Below are 16,293 nucleotides of genomic sequence, written 5' to 3' on the forward strand. Positions count from 1 at the left end.
GGCTCAGGCGATCAGGTTGCTCATATTCAGTATCGGTAACATGATGCCCAAAACGATGATCAGCACGACCCCGCCCATGAAAAGCAGCATCAGGGGCTCGAACAGGCCGACCATCGTCGCGATTTTCGCCTGCAGTGCGTTCTCCTGCATGCTGGCCGTCCGTTCAAGCATGTTATCCAGCTCGCCACTGGCTTCACCACTGGCGATCATGTGCAGCATCATCGGTGGAAAATAGCCCGTCTGGTCCAGCGCACGGTGCAACGAGCCACCCTCGCTGACCTTGCGGGCCGCATCTTTCAGAACCAACCGCAGGTGGTCATTTCCCAGTACTTCGCCGGCAATTCTCATGGCGTCCACCAGGGGAACACCGCTGGTGGTAAGGATACTCAGTGTGCTGGCGTACTGCGCTGTACTCACCCCCCTGACCATATCCGAGAAAAGCGGCACGTTCAGCAGGCTCTGGTGGAACCGCATTCGGAATCCCGGCTTACGGAGGGCAACCCGGAACCCAGCAATGCCCGCCACAATCAGCAGAAAAACGTAGAGACCGTAATTGGCAATAAAGCCGGATACCGACAGCAATGCCCCGGTCAGCGCGGGCAGATCCTGCCCCTGGTTCACGAACACTTCGATAATGTCCGGCACCACATAGGTCAGCAGGAACACCACGATGGCGATAGCGACCACGCTCAGAATAATCGGATAAATCGCCGCCAACTGGATCTTCTGGCGCGACTCCTGCCGGGTCTGGGTGTAGTCCGCCAGGCGGTTCAGCACCAGATCCAGATGCCCCGCGTGTTCCCCCGCTGCCACGGTTGACCGGTAGAGCCGCGGGAAGGCTTTGGGAAACTCACCCAGACTATCCGCAAGGCTGTAGCCTTCCATTACTTTGGCGCGGATGGCAATCAGCATACTGCGAATGCGGGGTTTATCAGATTGGCGGGACGTCGCCGACAGAGCCTGCTCGATCGGAATGCCGGACTGGATCAATGTGGCAAGCTGGCGGGTAATCAATGCCAGATCAGGAACACTGATCGAACCGCGGCCAGCCAGCGGACTGCCGCCCTTCTGCGTTTTTTCCGTGGCATGCTCCACTTCCAGGGGCGTCATGCCGCGTTCCCGCAAAAGCTGACGCACGGCTCTGGCCGCGTCGGCTTCCATTACCCCCTTTTTCTGCTTGCCTCGACTATCAAGCGCTTTGTACTCAAATGCGGGCATCTGGCTATCGGCTCCGGTGGGTAACGCGCAGGACTTCTTCCACCGTTGTCACCCCATCCAGGATCTTCTGCACGCCATCGGCATGGATGCTGGGGCCGTGACGTCGGGCTTCGTGCTCAAGATCCAGTTCACCGGCGCGCTTGTGAATCAGGGCGCTGATTTCCTCGTTGACCTCGACCACTTCATAGATACCAATACGGCCTTTGTAGCCCAGCTGGTTGCAGGCGTCACAACCGGTGGCGCGATAGAGTGTGGGAGGATTGGCAGGATCTTTCTGAATGAACTCGCAGTGTTCTTCTGTCGGCGTGTAGGGCTCCCGGCATTCCGGGCACAACACACGAACCAGTCGCTGGGCCACCAGACCCACCAGGCTGGAAGAGATCAGAAACGGTTCGATACCCATGTCCATCAATCGGGTGATCGCACCGACGGCGGTATTGGTGTGCAGGGTCGAGAACACCAGGTGGCCGGTCAGACTCGCCTGAACGGCAATTTCTGCGGTTTCGATGTCGCGGATTTCGCCGATCATCACCACGTCCGGGTCCTGACGCAGAATCGCCCGCAGCCCCCGGGCAAAGGTCATGTCCACTTTGGTATTGACCTGGGTCTGCCCGATTCCGGGCAGATTGTATTCAATGGGGTCTTCCACCGTCAGGATGTTGCGAGTGCGGTCGTTGATTTCCTGCAGCCCCGCGTAAAGAGACGTGGATTTACCTGAACCGGTCGGGCCGGTGACCAGCAGAATGCCATAGGGACGCTGAATCAGTCGCCGCAGGACTTTCAGATCCCATGGGGCCATACCCAGGGATTCCAGGCGGATGGCGCCGGCCTGTTTATCCAGCAGTCGCAGTACCACCCGCTCGCCGCTGGACGATGGCATGGTGGACACTCGCAGGTCGATCTCGCGCCCGCCGACACGAAGTGCAATCCGGCCGTCCTGGGGAACGCGCTTTTCAGCAATGTCGAGTTTGGCCATAACCTTGATCCGCGAGACCAGCAAAGGCGCCAGCGCGCGCTTCGGTTGAACCACCTCGCGAAGCACCCCATCAACCCGGAATCTCACAACCAGGCGCGTTTCGTAGGTCTCAATGTGGACATCCGATGCACCGGTCTTGACGGCTTCCGTAAGAATGGCGTTAATCAGCCGGATGATCGGCGCGTCGTCTTCCTGCTCAAGGAGGTCCTCGGTTTCAGGTACAGAATCCGCAAGTGACGCCAGATCCATTTCATCGCCAATGCCCTCCACCATTTGCATGGCTTCGGCGGAATCGCTCTGGTAGGCCGCGTTCAGGGCGGAATCAAACTGGCTGGGGTCGATAGTGGCAAAGCGGGCATTTCCCCCACTCATGCGGTTCGCCTCGGCCAACGCCGAGTGGCCCGCACCGGGTTTAACAAGGATCACTGGATCGCCGTCGTCGTCCCGCGTCAGAATGACACCGTTACGCTTGGCGAACATAAACGGAAGTCGCCCTAGCGGAGCATCCTGCGCCTGTAATTCTGTGTCTATATCCACTATCGGTGGAATCCTTATAATTCAAATAATTCTGAAGGCTATCACAGGAATTGGAACCGCTGAATAACCCGGTACACTATACTGCCAATTAAACTTTACAGTCTGATAACTTGTGGACTTTTTCACGTCTGCTTGACACCTGCTATCGCATTTCAGGACCGCACATGCCCCAGATAAGTCCAAGGTTACCACTGCTACTGGCGCTCGCAGCAGCGTTGGCAATGGTTTTCATCACCGCCTGGCAGGGTTATGCTTTCTGGCAGCCCGAGATAGACGCATCAACCGCTACGGGCCGATACGGGATGGCAGAGAGACCGCAAACCGAAGCCAAGGTTCCTGATATCGACCTGGCGTCGATTTCACTGTTTGGTAGTGAGGATCAGACCGTTGCGCGCCCCGAGCAAGATATCGAAGATCTTCCGGAGACCAATCTGCGGCTTGTGTTGAGAGGGGTAATGGCAGCCTCAGGTGATTTTCCGGGCAGTGCCCTGGTTGAAGATAGCAAAAACCAGACCGAAGCCTATGTAGTCGGCGATGAGCTACCTGGCAACGCCACCCTCAGAGCGGTGCGGCCAGATCGGATCATTATTGAGCGGGCTGGCGCCCTTGAAAGTCTGTTTTTCCCTGAGAATGAAGATCGCTCCGGAATGGAGCTGGCGACTAATGAAGATCAGGGTGAGCCGGAATACGTCGAACAGCAGGCAAGGCCTGCCAGCTTCCCAGGCCCGGACAACAACCCTACCAGCGACGCCAGGCGGGAGGAAATCCGGCAACGCCTGGAGCAACTGCGTAACCGGCTAAGAAATAACTGATAGCTAACTGAGGCAAACTAATGTCAAGAATCCACTCTTTCGGTCGCTCCCTTATAGCGCTTTTTCTGGCGGTCTTTGCCCTGGCCCTGCTGGCCGGCTGCTCCAACAGCGACCAGAACTGGAACGCAAAAGACATCAGTGGACTGATGCCCGAGCTGGCTTACCAGCTTGTGGACACGTCCGGGGAATCGGTCTCGGCCCAGGACACGGGCGGGAACATAAGACTGATGTTCTTCGGATTCACCTCCTGTCCGGATATTTGCCCGACCACGCTCCAAAAGCTGTCCAAAGCGGTCAATGGGCTGCCTGAACCCATGCAAAAGGACGTTCGGATTCTTTTCGTCAGTGTGGACCCGAACCGGGACACTCCTGAACGGATTAAAAGCTATGTCGAGTTTTTCAGCGACCAGATTGTTGGCCTGACCGGACCTGAGGAAAACCTGAGAGAGCTCAGCAAACGCTATCGCACCACCTTTGGCTACGAAGATCCGAATGAAAACGGCAACTACGCTGTTTCCCACAGTAATGCGGTGTATGTCTTTGACCGTCAGGGCGAAGCCCGGCTGCTGGTTCGCCCGGATCAGACCATTGAAGCCCTGCAGGACGACCTAAAGGCACTTGCCAACGAGGACGCGTGACGATCTGGTTCAATTAAGAACCACCCAAAACGAACTGACGCCAGAAACGGCACTTTAGCGTCGCAATTTCTTGAATAACCAGCCGCCTCGACTAATATGAAACCAGTCATTCAGAACCGGGGCAGCTAACTTGCGAATCCACGCTTTCCTTGATGCCAAGGGCTCAAACCAGAGCCTGCCTGAGATCAGGGACCTATTTGAAACCTTTGCCCGGCGCAAGGGGCATGGTATTTCAGCCTTCTATAATGAGCAGGATCTTCCAGAAACCCGCAGCAGTCTGATCCGACTCCTGCGGGATAAAGGACTCGCAATTGCATCACCGGGCCGCCGGGAAACGCAGCCCCGCCTGGATGCCACCGACGAACTGTTCCGGCTTTTGAAGCAGGCCCGCCCGGGAGACGTGTTGCTGATTCAGCGCATCGGCCTGTTCGGTTCACTGAGCCACAAGCAATGGCAGAGCTTCCGTCAGCAGATCAGAAACCGGAAGATCCGGATTGTCTCAATGGATGTGGAAGCATCCTGGATGATGGTCAGCAGTGAAAGTGCCATGGCCCCGCTGGCAAAACAACTGACGGCAACGATCATGGATATGGTTGACGCTCTGGGTGCCAGTGAAAAGCAGCACCACCGCGCCCGCCAGCTGGAAGGCATCGCCCGAGCGAAGTCGCAGGGCAGATACAAGGGCCGTCCCATTGATCAGGGAAAACACCAGCGTATTCGCGCCCTGCTTGATGAAGGTTTTAGCTGGTCAGATGTGTGCAAAAAAACCGGTGCATCAAGGTCAACCATTGCTCGGGTGGTTAAATCTGATGGGTAGTGCGAAAAATGGAGGCGCGGGTCGGAATCGAACCGGCGTTAACGGAGTTGCAGTCCGCTGCATAACCACTCTGCCACCGCGCCGGGAAAAGTCCGAAGGGGATTCGTAACTTTTTGCTCTCAGGTGGGCATTGAGAGACTGTGTTAATTGGAGCGGGAAACGAGATTCGAACTCGCGACCCCAACCTTGGCAAGGTTGTGCTCTACCACTGAGCTATTCCCGCTTGATCAACGTGGGCGTATTCTACGGATTCGCCCGATTGCGTCAACCTCTTTTTGAAAATTTTGTTTTACTTCAGGTGTTAACGACATGCCCCCACAGGACCAGCTTGTTTTAGAAAACGAACGCATGATTCTGGGAGGCAACTGGACGCTTCCCCACTATGCGGATCTGAAAGCCAGGATTGAACACACAGGCCCCATTCAATCAACCGTCCTGAAAACCGCCAACCTGAACGCCATTGATGCATTGGATACCGCTGGCGCTTCGCTGCTAGCCGAGCTGTTCGGAGTTGAACAGCTGAAACGGTTGATCCGGGATGATGACCGTCTGAGCGAGGAACGGAGGGCCCTGATTGATATCGTACTGCAGTCGGTGGCCACCACCGATAAGCCCGCTGCCAAAGAGGTCGCAGGTGTTCGGGAGTGGCTTGCCACAGTTGGAAAACGCGTCATCGACGCAGGTCTTCAGTTTCGATTACTTGTCGGGTTTGGCGGCCAGCTGATTGTCACGGCTTTGGCCATTCTACCCCGGCCCTCCCGTTGGCGAGTCACCTCTTTCGTCACCCATGTCCACCAGACCGGGCTCAATGCTCTGCCCATTGTGGCGTTACTGTCGTTCCTGGTGGGTGCGGTGGTTGCCTTTCTTGGCGCCACCATCCTGGATGATTTCGGGGCCACCATTTACACGGTGAACCTGGTCGCTTTCTCTTTCCTGAGGGAATTCGGGGTGATGCTGGCCGCCATTCTTGTCGCCGGCCGGACAGCCAGCGCCTATACGGCACAGTTGGGGTCCATGAAGGCCAATGAAGAAATCGATGCCCTTAAAGCCCTGGGCCTTAGCCCCATGGAGTTGCTGGTTATTCCGCGAGTGCTGGCCATGGTTGTATCCCTGCCTATCCTGGCGCTCGTTGGGATTATTAGTGGGATTATCGGCGGCTCACTGGTGTGCATATTCGTGCTGGATATCGCCCTGCCCCAGATTCTTAACATCCTGGAAGAAAAAATTCCGGTCATTCATTTTTACGTGGGCATGAGCAAGGCCCCGGCCTTTGCCTTTGTGATTGCTATCATTGGCTGCCTTGAAGGATTTAAAACCAGCGGTAGCGCACAGTCTGTCGGTGAGCACACCACGTCGGCCGTGGTACAGTCCATCTTTATGGTGATACTGCTGGATTCAATCGCGGCAATCTTTTACATGGAGATGGGATGGTGACCAATCCCCCGGACACCCCCCAGGCGGTGATCAGGGTCAAGGGACTGAGCAACCGGTTTGGCAACCAGGTAGTCCATAACAATCTCGATCTTGACCTTTTCCGCCGCGAGATTCTGGGCGTGGTCGGCGGGTCCGGCACCGGTAAATCCGTGCTCCTGCGCACGTTGGTGGGTCTGCATGCTCCGGACGAGGGAACAGTCGAGATCTTCGGCCAGCAGTTGCACAAGCTTAGTGGTAAGCGCAGGTCGGGGCTCGAACGGCGGCTGGGGGTTCTGTTTCAGAGCGGCGCTTTATTTACGTCGTTGACCCTTCTTGAGAATGTCGCGCTGCCTTTAATTGAACACCTGCAACTGAGTCGAGCGGACGCAGAGCACCTGGCCCTTACTAAACTTTCGCTGGTGGGCCTGCCGCTACACGCTGCGGACAAATACCCGGCCATGCTGTCAGGCGGGATGGTCAAGCGCGCCGCTCTGGCCCGGGCCCTTGTGCTGGATCCGGAAATTCTGTTTCTTGACGAGCCTACCGCCGGCCTCGACCCGATCGGGGCGGCCGCATTCGACCGTCTGATTGTGACCCTGCGCAATGCCCTGGGGTTTACCGTCTTTCTGGTGACTCACGACTTGGATACACTTTACGCCAGTTGTGACCGGGTCTCCGTCCTGGCGGACCAGCGCGTCCTGATAACCGACACCCTGTCCAATGTGGAAGCCATGGACAATGACTGGGTCAAAGCCTATTTCCATGGACCCCGGGGGCGGCAGGCCAAAGCTTCCAGAGAAGCCGGCAACGCAACCGACACTGTCAGAAAGGAAGCCTGATTATGGAACCAAGGGCGCATCACGTACTGATCGGCCTGTTTGCCCTGGCGGCGGTCGCCAGCGGGCTGTTTTTTGCGCTGTGGATGAATAACTCCGAGGGCGACCGGGACTATTCCTGGTATGAAATCGTTTTTGACCAGGGCGTAAGTGGCTTATCAGAGGGCAGCCCGGTCAAATACAGCGGTATTCGGGTTGGCAACGTTGACAGGCTGAGATTGGATCCGCAGGACCCCCGCAAGGTCAGGGCCATGGTCAGAATCTACAGCTACGTTCCGATTCGGGAGAACACGACGGCCTCACTTGCACTAACCAACATCACCGGCAGTATGAGCATCGAGTTGAAGGGCGGAACCCCGGACAAGCAAATTCTGCAGGGGTCCCGAAGCGAACCTCCCCAGATATATGCCGAGCCGTCGGCTTTGAATTCGTTAATGGACACCGGCGAGAATTTGCTGGCGAAGCTGGACCGCCTGCTGACTAATTCCAATCAGGCGATGTCCGAGGAGAATATCCAGAACCTGACCCGCAGCCTGGCCAATCTTCAGGCGCTATCCTCTGGCTTGATGGACAGACGGGACGAGGTGAACGACGTGTTTACTCGCCTGAAGCAGATTACCGTCGAAACCCGGGCCACACTCGACACCTTCCAGCAGGTTGGAACCAAAGCGGATTCACTTCTGGATAACGAGGTTAAAACGTTTGTTGATTCAGCCCGAACCGCCACCGCAACCCTGAAACAGTCAGCGAGCCGGATTGACCGGCTACTTGCGGAGAATGAACAGGCCCTGAATCAGGGAGTGCAGGGAGTCAGTGAACTGGGCCCCGCCCTGCGGGACATGAGGTCGACCCTTAAAAACCTGGACGGGCTGATCAATCGCCTCGAGGAAGATCCTGCCGGCCTGTTGCTGGGGAACGAACCCCTGCCCGAATTTCAACCGTGAACAATGCCATGATGAAACGTCCAGACATGAATCCACCACTGAAAACAGGTATTGCTGCTCTGCTCGCGGCCACCCTGCTTGCCGGTTGCACCCTTCTGCCAGAGCGCGCAGCCATCAGTACCTTTCGGTTGCCGGATCCGCAGATGCCGACTGCGGATGAGGCGACTGTACCCATGACGCTGCGCGTGCTGACACCAGCGGCCACGCCTCCATTGAACAGCACACGCATTCTGGTCAATCCCCGCGGACTGGAAGTACAGGCTTACAGCGGCGCCCGGTGGAGCAATCCTCCACCGTTACTGCTGCGCGACTACTGGATAGACAGCTTTCGACAAAACGGTAATCTGAAGGCCGTCATCAGCGACGCCAGCAGTGCCGGCAGTGAGCTGTCCCTGACCAGTGATCTGATGCGATTTCAGCTTGTCTACAACCAGGGAGAACCGGCTGTGATGGTACAGGTGGATGCACAGGTGTTGGCGACCGACTCGCGGCGGGTGCTGGCAGCCCGGCGTTTTCAGTCACGACAGCCGGTGGAGGATCAGCCTGTGGAAGCCGTGATTGCCGGCTTCGCCGTTGCCAGTGAGCGTGTCACCCGGGACATGGTCAACTGGCTGCACTCGGTCAGTCGTGACTTTTACGGGGAAACAGATCCGGCCAGGCCGCCTTCAGGTACAGGATCATTGACCAGAGAGTGAGGCCTGCAGCGACGTAGAGCAGTGCCAGACCCGCGTAGGTCCAGGTCTGGCCCACGGGAAACGCCAGCAGGAGCGTAATCGACGTCATCTGTGCCGTAGTTTTGATTTTGCCGATGTAGGACACCGCCACACTGGCACGGCTTCCGATCTCCGCCATCCATTCACGCAACGCTGAAATCACGATTTCGCGCCCGATGATCACCGTGGCGGGAATGGTAAGAATAAAGCTGGCATGGGCTTCAACCAACACAGTCAGCGCCACCGCTACCATCAACTTGTCGGCAACTGGGTCCAGGAACGCTCCGAAAGGCGTGCTCTGGTCAAGACGGCGAGCAAGATAACCATCCAACCAGTCAGTTGCCGCAGCGAGTGCAAAAATGGCGGCGCTGACAAAGTAACCCCACTCCCCCGGCAAATAGAAAATGATCACGAACACCGGGATCATGATGATTCGCGAGAGGGTCAGTATATTCGGTAAATTCATCGGGTTCCTACTCGCCATGGAGCGCTGCGTAGATGGTTTCCGCCAGGTTTCGGCTGATGCCCTGGACTTTGCTCATTTCTTCAATGCTGGCCTTTTTCAAGTCCTGGATGCCGCCGAAATAGCGGATCAGATCCCGCCGGCGCTTCGGCCCTACCCCTTCGATTCCTTCAAGGGTCGAGCTGCGGCGTTTCTTGTCTCGCCGTGCCCTGTGACCGGTGATGGCGAATCTGTGGGATTCGTCCCGAATGTGCTGAATCAGATGCAGGGCCGGTGAATCGGCGGGCACCCTGAACACGGTGTCGGTCATGGCATCAATCAACTGCTCCATGCCGGCACGACGGGTGATGCCCTTGGCAACGCCGATCAGCGGTATGTCCAGCAATCCCAGCTCATCAAAGACCGCCTTGGCGATACCCAACTGTCCTTTGCCACCATCAATAAACACCAGGTCCGGCCGTTTTCCCTCGCCAGCAACCACGCGTTTGTATCGGCGGGTCAGCACCTGTTGCATGGCCGCGTAGTCGTCCCCCGGCGTTACCCCTTCAATATTGTAGAGCCGGTAGTCACTTTTCAGGGGTCCATTCTCGTCGAAAACCACGCAGGATGCGACCGTGTTTTCCCCTTGACTGTGGCTGATATCGAAACATTCCATTCGCGACGGGGTTTCCGGCAATTCCAGCAAATCCCTCAGTGCCAGCAGCCTGCGATACACGGTTTCCTTGCTGGCCAGGTGTGTCAAAAGCGTCTGCCGGGCGTTGGTCATTGCCAGCTCCACCCAACGCCGTCTTTCCCCGCGAACGTTCTTGCGGATACGGGTATCGCGCCCCGCTGTTTCCGTCAGCGCCTGGGATAGAAGCTCCTGTCCGTCGACATCCAGCGGCACCAGAATATCCGGCGGGATTTCCCGGCGGGTGCTTCCGCCGAAATAGTACTGGCCCAGAAAGGCACTGAGCAGCTCGCCCTCGGACTGTTCAATACTGTAGCGCGGGAAATAGTCCTTGGTGCCCAGCACGCGGCCACCGCGGACAATAATTACCACGATACAGACCACACCCGCGTCCTGGGCAATGGCCACCACATCAGCATCACCACCTCCGCCGTCGACACTCTGCTGCTCCTGCACATGGCGCAGATAATTAAGTTGGTCACGGTAGGCCGCGGCTTTCTCGAATTCGAGTGATTTTGAGGCTTCTTCCATTGCCGCCATCAGGTCCTGGAGAATCGCCGGGTTTTTTCCTTCCAGAAACATGGTCGCCCGACGCACATCCGCCAGATAGTCCTCTGGAGCAATAAAGCCAACACAGGGCGCCGTGCAGCGATTGATCTGGTACTGCAGACAGGGCCTGGTTCTATTCCGGAAAAAGCTTTCGCTACAGTCTCTTATACGGAATATCTTTTGTAGAATATTAAGACTTTCCTTGACCGCGCCGGAACTTGGAAAAGGCCCGTACCAGGTGCCGCCGCCCTTTTTGGTTCGCCCTCTCCTGAACGTCAGTGATGGGTAGTCATCGTGTGCGGAACGATAGATATAGGGGTAGGATTTGTCGTCCCGAAGGAGAATATTATAGGGCGGACGCAGCGACTTGATGAGGTTCTGCTCAAGCAGAAGAGCCTCTGTTTCACTGCCGGTAATGGTGACTTCGATGGACTCGATACGCGATACCAGCGCTTCGGTTTTCGGCGCCAGGCCGGATTTTCTGAAGTAGCTGCTAACGCGCTTTTTGAGATTGCGGGCTTTTCCCACATACAGAACGCCGCCAGAGGCGTCATACATGCGGTAAACCCCGGGCCGCTCGGTCAGCCGCTTGAGGAAGTGCTTTACATCAAAGGATTCGCCGGATGACTTGTCCGTCGATTCGTCAGCCGGTTCTTCAGACCTGGTCCGCATCAAGTAACCCAAGCCTGACTGCCATGAGCGCCAATTCCACATCGCTGGAGATTTCCAGCTTCTCGAAAATCCGGTAGCGGTAGCTGTTTACCGTTTTGGGGCTCAAACAGAGTTTGTCCGAAATATCCTGTACCTTCTGGCAGTCGACCACCATCATGGCGATCTGCATCTCGCGCTCGGAAAGCCTGTCAAATAGCTGTAACTGGCCGTCCTCGTCCCTTACATCGCCCCCCAACTGCTTGAGCGCCATTTTCTGGGCGATTTCCGGGCTGATGTAACGCTGGCCGGAGTGGGCCATGCGTATGGCACGTACCATCTCCTTGATGTCCGCGCCCTTGGTGATATAAGCGGTGGCGCCCGCCTGCATCACCCGCGTGGGATAGGGGTCGTCGGCACAGGCCGTCACCACGATAACGCGGATGGAATCGTCAATGCGCAGAATGCGCCGTGTGGCTTCCAGGCCGCCAATTCCGGGCATGCGGATATCCATTAACACGATGTCGGGCCGGTCCCGACGGACGGCGTCAATGGCTTCCTCTCCGGAGGACGACTCGCCGATGACCTCGAGGTCCGGGTTGTCGGCCAGCATCCGGGTGATCCCGGACCGGACCAAATCATGGTCGTCTACAACCAATACCCTGATCAAACTTCACCTCACATGCGGCATGTACTGAAACGATCCGGATTGTACCGGTTAAGCCGCGCATTCGATAGCTGCACAATGAGTACACAAACACAAAAACACTAGCGCGGCGGGCTAAGACCCGCGCTGTTCTCGACGGGATCAAACCATACCACCAGATCGCCCCGTTTTACCGCCGCCCTGACTCTCTCCCGCTCTTCCATGGGGTTCTCGGTGTCATTCAGCCCGTGATAGCGGGTGCAATATTCATCAATCAGGCCGTCGAGCTGGTCTTTCGTAAGCAACTCCGTTTCCACCACGAATTTCTCTTCACGTGGGTCCGGCTGCGCCTGCTGGCCTGTTTCATCATTCATTTTCAACTCCGCCCAATCAGGCAATGGTAATGGGTTTGGGACCTATGTAGAAGGCCGAATCAGGCTTTTACCCGGCCCTCGGGACGCGATAACCTAGGACTAAGCAACCGTCGGTCGATCAAAGGAGGAGCCGGACTATGACCTATCAAAGACGGACTCTACTCATAAGTGGCAAGGTTCAGGGCGTGAGCTACCGAGCCACTGCTGCCGACAAGGCCACAAGCCTTGGCCTGACCGGTTATGCTCGCAACCTGCCGGATGGGCGTGTTGAAGTGGTTGCCGAGGGGGCGCCGGAATCGCTTGATTCCCTCAGGCAATGGTGTGAAGACGGGCCACCTGCCGCGGTCGTGGAAAACATCGACTCATCCGAAACTGCCGCAACCGGTGAGTTCAATGACTTTGGAGTCTGGTAATCACCGACTGAATGACGCTTCTAGACACGTTTGCCCACACCCTTGAAACCACCCTGCCGGTCTTCGCCATGGTGTTTATCGGCCTTGGACTCAGGCGTCTCGGCTGGATAGACACGACCTTCATTAACACAGCGTCGGCCCTGGTTTTCCGGGCCACGCTGCCAACGCTTGTGTTTCTCAGTATCGTACGCGCAGACCTGGACATCGCGCTGAACCCGGTGTTACTGGGTTTTTTCGCTGCCGCCACGCTGGCGAGTTTTCTGTTTAGTTGGCTCTGGGCGCTGAGAGCTGTTCCGGTGGCCGATCGCGGTGTTTATGTCCAGGGTGCGTTCAGGGGCAACTGCGGCATTGTTGGCCTGGCCCTGGCAGCCAGTCTTTACGGTGATTTCGGCCTGTCCGCCGGCGGCCTGCTGCTGGGCGTTGTAATCGTTACCTACAACGTGCTTTCCGTCATCGTTCTGACCACCTATTTACCGGGTAAAACAGCTGGTTGGGACAGGATCTTCAGAGATATTTTAAGAAATCCTCTGATTCTGGCTGTGATCCTGGCCCTGCCCTTTGCCTGGTCCGGTCTCCGCCTGCCGGTCTGGCTGATGACCACTGGCAACTACTTCGCATCTCTGACGCTGCCCCTGGCACTGATGTGCATCGGCGGCACGCTATCCCTGAGCGCCGTGCGCAGTGACCGCAGAATCGCCACCAGCGCCAGTATCCTCAAAATGATCACGCTGCCGGCATTGTGCACCCTCGCTGCCTGGTTGGCCGGATTTGAAGGAAGAGAGCTGGGCCTGATGTTTCTGTTTTTCGCCAGCCCGACGGCGGCGGCGAGCTTTGTTATGGTCAAAGCGCTGAATGGTAACGATCGTCTCGCTGCTAACATTGTCGCCCTGACCACCCTTATGGCCAGCATCACCGTGACGGCCGGGGTTTTCCTGTTGCGTTCCGCAGGCGTGGCCTAAAGGGGCTTCAACCAGAACGTCATCGGTTTCGCGGTTTCCTCGCTGTTGCCCACATCTTTCCAGTGATACTCGGTACTTAGCTCCGGCTCTTTGCGATAACCCCGCTTGTGCCAAAACTCGTCCAGAGGCTGGTAGTCAGCCGGGCGCATCGGATGGTCGGAAGGTCGTTCGACCGCGCAGAAGCAGCAATGCGAGAAACCGCCCAGCTCCTGCGCATAGGCTTCCCGCCGATCAAAAAAGGCCACCCCGATACCCTGCCCCCGGTACTCCGGCATCAGCACGGATTCACCGAAATAGAATATTTTCTCCGGGTCGTAGCCCTGGTCTATAAACGGCTTTTTGAAAGCATTGGTTTCATCGGCCATGGGAATGCCCGTTGCGGCCCCCACCACCTGATCTCCGTCGATGGCCAGCACAAACAGGCTGCGCGGTGACTGCGAGTAGGTCTCCAGGTAGCGAACCTCGTAGGCCATATCACCGTCATAGAGGTATGGAAAACTTCGAAACACCTCGATTCTCAGATGAGCCAGATTCTCGATATAGGGGTGGATTTCAGCGCCGACCTTGATTTCAAGCCTTACAGTCATTCATGCCTCGCAAATGCATCATTGGCTCATGGGCGTTACAATGTTGTTATTAGAACTCTATTAAGACGAAAACCTCTGGGCGCGAGCCCGGTATTACAAGGGGGACCCCGTAAGAAATGGATAAAGTTTTACACAAGCTTGCTACTGTGGTTACCGAAGACGGTGATCTGGAGGCGCTTGTGCGCTCTTTGCTCGAGTTGCTTGAGGCTGTGACCGGCCTGGAGTCCACCTATCTGACAAGTATTGATACCGAATCCGGTATTCAGACTATTCTGTTTGCTCGAAACAGCAAGACACTGCAGATACCGGAAGGCCTCACGGTCCCTTGGGGCGACACCCTTTGCAAACGCGCAATGGACGAAGGCAACACCTACACAACCGACGTGGCAATTCAATGGGGCGATTCAAGCGCGGCAAGAAAACTTGGCCTGACCACCTACGTCAGTGAGGTAATTCGCATTGGTGACAATGAGCTTTTCGGAACGCTCTGTGGCGCCAGCCGGCAGAAAGTTCTGGTTTCGGACGAGGCACGCCGGCTGTTGTCCATGTTTGCCAGCCTGATCGCGCGGCAGATTGAGCGGGACCAACTGCTTCAGACCCTTAGACGGGAACAGATCACCCTGCGTCAGTACGCCCTCGCCGACCCGCTGACAGGTGTGGCCAACCGGAGAGCGCTTGAAAATGAACTGAAGCGCGCGCTGGCCAACGCGGACCGGGCGAAACAGGCGCTGCATCTGGCCTTTATTGATCTGGACGGCTTCAAGGGGATTAACGATGAGTATGGCCATGATGCGGGCGACCGCTTTCTGATCGAAATTGCCAAGGCGCTCAAATTTGGTGTCCGGGAGGGAGATTACGTTGCCCGTATTGGCGGCGACGAATTCGTGGTTTTCGGGCATGCCCATTCAGAGGATCTGGAGGGCAGTCGCCTGGCGATAAAAAAAAGACTCGAGAGGCTCACCCGTGGCAATTTCTCTATCGGCTTGACTGGTATCGATTACACTGGCCCGAGCGTTGGTGTAGTGACCACGGCACCAGGCGAAAGAGATCCCGCAGGGCTGATCGCCCGTGCAGACAGGGCAATGTACGCCGTCAAAAAAGAACGCCGCGTTTACTTCAGCCAATAAAAAAACCCCAGCGATTGCTGGGGTTCTGTGTTGGCGGAGAGGGAGGGATTCGAACCCTCGAAACGCTATTAACGTTTACACACTTTCCAGGCGTGCGCCTTCAGCCACTCGGCCACCTCTCCTTTAAACTGTTTCAAATCAGCACACTTGTCGCTCATTTGAGGTCGCAAACTCTAATCGTTTTACGGCCTTTTAGCAACCTTCAATTTCATTGGCATGGTTTCACGGTTGTCTGCGTATACACTTTGAGATAAACATCCAAAGCAGTCAGCCAGGTGGAGGGCTTTGAATTGCTCAATATGGATTTCACAAAGAAGGTCGTTGTGCGTAGCCAGGAAATGGACTGGACGCCGAGCCCGGCGGGCGGGGTTCTACGCAAACCTCTGGCGCGGGAGGAAGCCGAGCGCGGTCATGCAACCAGCATTGTGCGCTACGAACCCGGCGCCCGCTTCTCGCGGCATGAGCACCCTCTGGGCGAGGAAATTATGGTTCTGGAGGGGGTATTTTCAGATGAAACCGGTGACTACGGGCCCGGTACCTATCTGCGCAACCCTCCCGGCAGCGGTCATTCGCCTTTCAGCGTTGAAGGCTGCCTGCTGTTCGTGAAGCTTCATCAGTTCAACCCCAACGACTTCAATACCGTGCGGCTGAACACCCAGGCTACCTCCTGGCTGCCCGGTCAGGGAGGCCTGGAGGTGATGCCGTTGCATGAATTCGAGCAGGAGCACGTTGCGCTGGTGAAATGGCCAGCCAGGGAACGGTTCCAGCCTCACAGACACTTTGGAGGGGAGGAAATTCTGGTGCTGTCTGGCGAATTCTGCGATGAACACGGGCGCTATCCCGCAGGCACCTGGATCCGCAGCCCCCATCTGAGCCAGCACCACCCGTTTGTAGACGAGGAAACCGTCATATGGGTGAAAACCGGGCATCTTCCCTTCTGAATGGAAGGCACG

Annotated in this window: 18 protein-coding genes and 3 tRNA genes; 11 read left to right on the forward strand and 10 right to left on the reverse strand. The window is 56.7% G+C overall.

Annotation, left to right across the window (positions count from 1 at the left end):
* Positions 1-3 precede the first annotated feature (3 nt).
* Both gspF and gspE read right to left on the reverse strand, forming a co-directional pair.
* The gene (gspF, locus tag FPL19_RS15125) at positions 4-1,218 is read right to left on the reverse strand and encodes a type II secretion system inner membrane protein GspF (protein WP_150913652.1); all 1,215 of its coding nucleotides are present in this window, start codon (positions 1,216-1,218) and stop codon (positions 4-6) included.
* A gap of 4 nt (positions 1,219-1,222) precedes the next feature.
* Positions 1,223-2,731 (reverse strand): type II secretion system ATPase GspE, encoded by a 1,509-nt coding sequence (gene gspE / locus FPL19_RS15130; RefSeq protein WP_150913654.1) that lies wholly within the window; start codon positions 2,729-2,731, stop codon positions 1,223-1,225.
* Positions 2,732-2,895: 164 nt separating this feature from the next.
* On the opposite strand from gspE, the gene FPL19_RS15135 reads away from it, so the two are divergent.
* The 3 genes from FPL19_RS15135 to FPL19_RS15145 all read left to right on the forward strand — a co-directional run bounded on the left by FPL19_RS15135 (position 2,896) and on the right by FPL19_RS15145 (position 4,998).
* A complete protein-coding gene (locus FPL19_RS15135; protein WP_150913656.1) occupies positions 2,896-3,543 on the forward strand; it encodes a type II secretion system protein N in 648 nt (215 codons plus the stop codon).
* A gap of 20 nt (positions 3,544-3,563) precedes the next feature.
* Positions 3,564-4,181 (forward strand): SCO family protein, encoded by a 618-nt coding sequence (locus FPL19_RS15140; protein ID WP_150913658.1) that lies wholly within the window; start codon positions 3,564-3,566, stop codon positions 4,179-4,181.
* A 130-nt stretch (positions 4,182-4,311) separates the two neighbouring features.
* Entirely contained in the window at positions 4,312-4,998 is a 687-nt protein-coding gene (locus tag FPL19_RS15145; protein ID WP_150913660.1) for a helix-turn-helix domain-containing protein, read from the forward strand.
* A gap of 9 nt (positions 4,999-5,007) precedes the next feature.
* On the opposite strand, the gene FPL19_RS15150 is transcribed toward FPL19_RS15145, so the two are convergent.
* Both FPL19_RS15150 and FPL19_RS15155 read right to left on the reverse strand, forming a co-directional pair.
* Positions 5,008-5,081: transfer RNA gene (locus FPL19_RS15150), tRNA-Cys, on the reverse strand.
* 65 nt (positions 5,082-5,146) lie between these two features.
* Positions 5,147-5,221, reverse strand: a tRNA-Gly gene (locus tag FPL19_RS15155).
* An 86-nt stretch (positions 5,222-5,307) separates the two neighbouring features.
* Between FPL19_RS15155 and FPL19_RS15160 the strand changes: the two genes are divergently transcribed.
* From FPL19_RS15160 to FPL19_RS15175, 4 genes are read left to right on the forward strand one after another with little or no spacing between them, the layout of a single operon-like run.
* Positions 5,308-6,432: an MlaE family ABC transporter permease gene (locus FPL19_RS15160; RefSeq protein WP_150913662.1), complete on the forward strand. Its 1,125-nt coding sequence runs from the start codon at positions 5,308-5,310 to the stop codon at positions 6,430-6,432.
* Positions 6,426-7,250, forward strand: coding sequence for an ABC transporter ATP-binding protein (locus tag FPL19_RS15165; RefSeq protein WP_191965297.1), 825 nt, complete (start codon positions 6,426-6,428; stop codon positions 7,248-7,250). Before FPL19_RS15160 ends, FPL19_RS15165 begins: the two co-directional genes overlap by 7 nt.
* Before the next feature lie 2 nt (positions 7,251-7,252).
* Positions 7,253-8,191 carry an MlaD family protein gene (locus FPL19_RS15170; RefSeq protein ID WP_150913664.1) on the forward strand — a complete coding sequence of 313 codons (939 nt, stop codon included), beginning with the start codon at positions 7,253-7,255 and terminating at the stop codon, positions 8,189-8,191.
* A gap of 8 nt (positions 8,192-8,199) precedes the next feature.
* Positions 8,200-8,886, forward strand: coding sequence for an ABC-type transport auxiliary lipoprotein family protein (locus FPL19_RS15175; protein WP_150913666.1), 687 nt, complete (start codon positions 8,200-8,202; stop codon positions 8,884-8,886).
* Here the strand turns inward: FPL19_RS15175 and pgsA are convergent.
* From pgsA to FPL19_RS15195, 4 genes are all read right to left on the reverse strand, one after another.
* The gene (pgsA, locus tag FPL19_RS15180; RefSeq protein ID WP_150913668.1) at positions 8,813-9,370 is read right to left on the reverse strand and encodes a CDP-diacylglycerol--glycerol-3-phosphate 3-phosphatidyltransferase; all 558 of its coding nucleotides are present in this window, start codon (positions 9,368-9,370) and stop codon (positions 8,813-8,815) included. The two genes, FPL19_RS15175 and pgsA, sit on opposite strands and share 74 nt — an antisense overlap.
* Positions 9,371-9,377: 7 nt before the next feature.
* Positions 9,378-11,258 (reverse strand): excinuclease ABC subunit UvrC, encoded by a 1,881-nt coding sequence (gene uvrC, locus FPL19_RS15185; RefSeq protein ID WP_150913670.1) that lies wholly within the window; start codon positions 11,256-11,258, stop codon positions 9,378-9,380.
* Complete coding sequence (uvrY, locus tag FPL19_RS15190) at positions 11,242-11,904, reverse strand: UvrY/SirA/GacA family response regulator transcription factor (protein WP_150913671.1); 663 nt, start codon at positions 11,902-11,904, stop codon at positions 11,242-11,244. Before uvrY ends, uvrC begins: the two co-directional genes overlap by 17 nt.
* Positions 11,905-12,002: 98 nt before the next feature.
* Entirely contained in the window at positions 12,003-12,254 is a 252-nt protein-coding gene (locus tag FPL19_RS15195) for a YheU family protein (RefSeq protein WP_150913673.1), read from the reverse strand.
* Positions 12,255-12,391: 137 nt separating this feature from the next.
* On the opposite strand from FPL19_RS15195, the gene FPL19_RS15200 reads away from it, so the two are divergent.
* Both FPL19_RS15200 and FPL19_RS15205 read left to right on the forward strand, forming a co-directional pair.
* On the forward strand, positions 12,392-12,667 hold the full coding sequence (locus FPL19_RS15200; RefSeq protein ID WP_150913675.1) for an acylphosphatase: 276 nt from the start codon (positions 12,392-12,394) through the stop codon (positions 12,665-12,667).
* 11 nt (positions 12,668-12,678) lie between these two features.
* On the forward strand, positions 12,679-13,626 hold the full coding sequence (locus FPL19_RS15205; protein ID WP_150913677.1) for an AEC family transporter: 948 nt from the start codon (positions 12,679-12,681) through the stop codon (positions 13,624-13,626).
* Here FPL19_RS15205 and FPL19_RS15210 read toward each other — a convergent pair.
* On the reverse strand, positions 13,623-14,213 hold the full coding sequence (locus tag FPL19_RS15210) for a GNAT family N-acetyltransferase (protein ID WP_150913679.1): 591 nt from the start codon (positions 14,211-14,213) through the stop codon (positions 13,623-13,625). The genes FPL19_RS15205 and FPL19_RS15210 overlap by 4 nt on opposite strands.
* Positions 14,214-14,329: 116 nt before the next feature.
* Here FPL19_RS15210 and FPL19_RS15215 point away from each other — a divergent pair, with 116 nt between their 5' ends.
* Positions 14,330-15,340 (forward strand): sensor domain-containing diguanylate cyclase, encoded by a 1,011-nt coding sequence (locus FPL19_RS15215; protein WP_150913681.1) that lies wholly within the window; start codon positions 14,330-14,332, stop codon positions 15,338-15,340.
* A gap of 31 nt (positions 15,341-15,371) precedes the next feature.
* Here FPL19_RS15215 and FPL19_RS15220 read toward each other — a convergent pair.
* Positions 15,372-15,462 (reverse strand) — tRNA-Ser (locus tag FPL19_RS15220).
* A 168-nt stretch (positions 15,463-15,630) separates the two neighbouring features.
* On the opposite strand from FPL19_RS15220, the gene FPL19_RS15225 reads away from it, so the two are divergent.
* Positions 15,631-16,281 (forward strand): cupin domain-containing protein, encoded by a 651-nt coding sequence (locus FPL19_RS15225; protein WP_150913683.1) that lies wholly within the window; start codon positions 15,631-15,633, stop codon positions 16,279-16,281.
* Positions 16,282-16,293 lie beyond the last annotated feature (12 nt).

The organism is Marinobacter halotolerans, assembly GCF_008795985.1.
Lineage (GTDB): Bacteria > Pseudomonadota > Gammaproteobacteria > Pseudomonadales > Oleiphilaceae > Marinobacter > Marinobacter halotolerans.